The 3572-nt window shown below is 52.9% G+C and carries 4 protein-coding genes; 2 read left to right on the top strand and 2 right to left on the bottom strand.

Annotated elements, in window-relative coordinates; translation table 11 throughout:
• Window positions 1–113 precede the first annotated feature (113 nt).
• Complete coding sequence (locus AB8B75_RS20755; protein WP_405364915.1) at window positions 114–554, bottom strand: hypothetical protein; 441 nt, start codon at window positions 552–554, stop codon at window positions 114–116.
• Window position 555: 1 nt separating this feature from the next.
• Window positions 556–717 (bottom strand): hypothetical protein, encoded by a 162-nt coding sequence (locus AB8B75_RS20750; RefSeq protein WP_405364913.1) that lies wholly within the window; start codon window positions 715–717, stop codon window positions 556–558.
• A 981-nt stretch (window positions 718–1698) separates the two neighbouring features.
• Between AB8B75_RS20750 and AB8B75_RS20745 the strand changes: the two genes are divergently transcribed.
• Window positions 1699–2331 (top strand): tyrosine-type recombinase/integrase, encoded by a 633-nt coding sequence (locus AB8B75_RS20745; protein WP_405364911.1) that lies wholly within the window; start codon window positions 1699–1701, stop codon window positions 2329–2331.
• 376 nt (window positions 2332–2707) lie between these two features.
• A complete protein-coding gene (locus AB8B75_RS20740; protein ID WP_405364909.1) occupies window positions 2708–3460 on the top strand; it encodes a hypothetical protein in 753 nt (250 codons plus the stop codon).
• Window positions 3461–3572 lie beyond the last annotated feature (112 nt).

Here is a 3572-nt window from a genome sequence, read left to right as displayed (position 1 = left end):
ACCCAAAGGTATCGCCAACAATGCTCGCGGCATTTTCCGCGATACCATTACCTTCCGTTGGATCAAGGTCCGCGATGGTTCCCAAGTAGATGACGTCGAATGTGGTGGCCATGTCAGAGCACCCTTGTCAAAATGGTGAAGAGCGTTGTTGCGTTCGGTTCAGTGTTCGACCAAGCGGCCGCAGCCGTCAGAGCGGGACGACCGGAGTTTCCAAATACGACGTGCGAGTAGTCAGGCCGACTGTCGGGCAAGGGTGCACCAAAGATCCCACGGTCGGCTCCGTCGAGCTGATCGATGTTTTCTGTGACGCTCCACCGCTCACCAACCCGGACGCGATCGACCTTTGATATGTCGACGTAGACAAGGCCGCTGGCTGTCGCATCCTCTTTGGGCGTGCCAGTCAGGTCATCGCTTTTCAAAGAGTCGGCATTGCGCACACTGGTGGCCAACCCGTGCGAGGTCGTATTGCTTGTTGGACCAGCCGCGATAGCGAACACGTTACCGCCGAAAGCGGTATTCGTGCGGCCTTTTATTTGGACGTCAATATCAGGCAACTTATTCACCATCCGGTGTGGCGCCATTGCTGCCGGTGCCGCCCACCGTGCCTGCAATGCCTTCAAGATTGATGAAGTGATCAAGCCCAACACTGTTTAGATTATCAACGTTGGAGGCCCAGAACGACGGGCTGTTCCTGTTGGCAATGGTTAATTCATACATTCGCATCGGAGTGCACTTTCAAATCGAATAATCGCGTGACAAAGACAACTGGCTTTGCAGCCTTCATCAAATTCAGGTTTTTCTCGTATCAATTTTTCTCTTTTACAGGCTGGCTTAGGCATGAACTTGACAAAACGACGATCTAAAGTTGACAGATTAAAATTGGCTGAAGCCGCGAATCTGCGCCCATCCGATGAAGCGCACTTTTTGAACCGGCACGCGGCCTGTTACGCGGCTTGAGCAGCGCAACGCCAGCGGAGGAACTCTTCGAGACGCCTGATCTTGTGGTCGTCGATCCACGACCGGATCAGGGCCACAACATGAATCTCAAAAGCGCTCAAGGTGCTGTATTGGTTATACTATCATGCCTTCAGCGGATGCCGGGTCATTTGTGGAATGCACCGGTCCATGCCTTTCAGCGGCATCAACAAATGTGTGGCGGTTCAGCTGATCTTGCCGCCCTTTGCGGCAGGCCGGACGAACCGGCCTTTCTCCAATCTTTGGCTGAACGGGCACCCGCTTGCGAATATCGGTTTCCTCGGAAGGATGAACCCAAGCCAACCCTGATCCGACACGAAATTTCTCACCACATCTCCGAAAAATCCGGCCCGCCTGTTTAGGGGCTTGAGGGAATGTGAGTTTCCTCTCTCAGAACAGCGGCAATTAGATAGAATTCGCCGGACCATAGAAAGCCCAGCAGAGCGCGCCGGAAGGCGACTTCAAGTTGCACACATAACGCATACGACGCCATTTGACCGATTGAATTCAAACCTTAACCTGTCCAATCCATCACTGGGCAGACATCAGTGCTAGCCTTGAATGACCGCTTTATTGATGTTTTCTGACCTTGGTGCATATCGCAGCATCGGTCGAATTGGGCTCAATCCAGCCGTCTGCCGCACAGCAGTGATTTAGGTTAAAGTGGCCAAGCCAAGGTCCGCTCGGCAGGGTGCGCGGGAGCGACAGATCGGAGGATCAATCGTGTACATTTCCAACTTGCCCACTATTCGCCACAAAAAACCTGCTTGGAATAAAGGTCGAATAGTCGGCCAGAAACGCCCCCTGAAACCCAAACATGTTTGGGCCATCCGAGTGCGCCTTGAGATCGCTGAGAACCATCGCGATCTCGCACTGTTCAACACAGCGATCGACAGCAAACTGCGGGGCTGCGACCTTGTTGTTTTGAAAGTCGCTGACGTTTACGCCGCAGGACAAGTCAAAGAGCGTACCTCTGTCCTTCAGAGCAAAACGCAAAAGCCAGTGCGCTTCGAGTTGACTGATGGAACACGCACTTCGCTTGAGCAATGGCTCGACGATCCAATGATGGTCGGGCACGAGTATCTCTGGCCCGGCCGTTTTCATGGCCCGCTTCACATTTCGACCCGCCAATATGCCAGGCTGGTCCAGGAGTGGGTGAGTTCGATTGGTCTTGAACCGAGCGCCTACGGGACGCATTCGATGCGTCGAACTAAAGTCGCACAAATTTACAAAAAGACCGGCAATCTGCGAGCGGTTCAGCTTCTCCTAGGTCACACGAAAATGGACAGCACGGTTCGATATCTCGGTGTTGAGCTTGAGGATGCCTTGGAGATCTCGGAGGGTGTTGAAATCTGAGACGAAGGGCCGGCTACGAGGTCGGCCCAAACCTGACGTCTGTTCGATATTGCAGATGCTGCGATTTCAACACCAAAAGCCTACTTTCGTTGGGGGTAAAGAATGCGCGACAGGTGCATCTGCTGGAAAGGCCACTTGGCCTTCAAAGCTCAGGCTGCATAAATGAGGGTCTAGCACGGCACCACAACGCGACAGGTCCATTGCGAGCTGGACGGTTGCTGATAGGGATTTTGAGAAGGTGACTATCGCCTTTCCAAAGGGATCAATAGTTTAGGAGTTGCCCATGTGGGAGAAGCCGACCCATCGTACGGTAGAGGGAACAGCCAGACCTCTCCGAGTTGCCTATCTCTTGGACTTGAACAAATGCGACGACCTGTTGCTGGACAAGATCATTTCTGAGAGTTTCAGTCGTTGGTCTGGTCGCCGCACGCCGATCATCCTTGCGTCACCAAGTGGCATTGACCCAGCATACGAAGCTTGGCTGCATGCTTTCGACGCGGACATTATCTACAGTTTTGTCGATTTAACGGACGAAGCAATTGCTGGTTTTGACGAAAAGTATGCCCCCGGGATTCTTCATCACCACGAAGACAGGTACCGCGATCCCGAAGGTGACCGGCGTTACAACATAGAACTTCCAGTACAGGGTCTATCTTGCCTTTCTGTCCTACCAATGTTTGCCAGTCGACGCTGGGGGTTCGGCGAAAGACCCCAGAATATTTTGAGTTTTGATAAATTTTGGGATGGCTCGAGTGACGCATTCATCAGTGAGAACTTCGGATTTCTCTCGACCAGTTTTGGCAATGGCCAACTTTCCGCCTCTGCACCTGAATTGCTCACATGCTTAACCCTCATTTCAGAAGAAACGCTGAACAATCGTCAGTACGGGAAGAGCCCCCACACAAGGTTTGAAACTGACGGCAGTGCTCTTCTGGAAGCTCTCGCTGAATCGGGGGCGGTTCTGCCACCGAACCAGTTATCCGAATTGTTCTGTCACTATCTCGAGCCTAAGAACTCCTTGAAGAGGACCGGCGTTAACGTCGTGGTTGGGGACGAAATCGCTGATCGTTTGGCTTTCTGGAATGGACACAACCGATACCTGAGCTACCCCCCGAAAATCGGACAGTGACGTAAGCTACGATCTACCGTCTGCTGGTCTCCAAGAACGAGGAGATCAGAACATGTCAAAACGCAGGAACCACGATGCGGGCTTCAAGGCTCGCGTGGCGTTGGAAGCCGTG

The organism is Roseobacter sp. (assembly GCF_045106495.1).
In the GTDB taxonomy this organism is placed as follows: domain Bacteria; phylum Pseudomonadota; class Alphaproteobacteria; order Rhodobacterales; family Rhodobacteraceae; genus Roseobacter.
The sequence above is the reverse complement of the archived record's forward strand: the minus strand, read 5'-3'. Positions and strand labels throughout refer to the sequence as shown.

Excerpts from the sequence above, each read along its gene's own strand:
- AB8B75_RS20750 (WP_405364913.1), bottom strand. The coding sequence starts at position 717 with ATGTATGAATTAACCATTGCCAACAGGAACAGCCCGTCGTTCTGGGCC.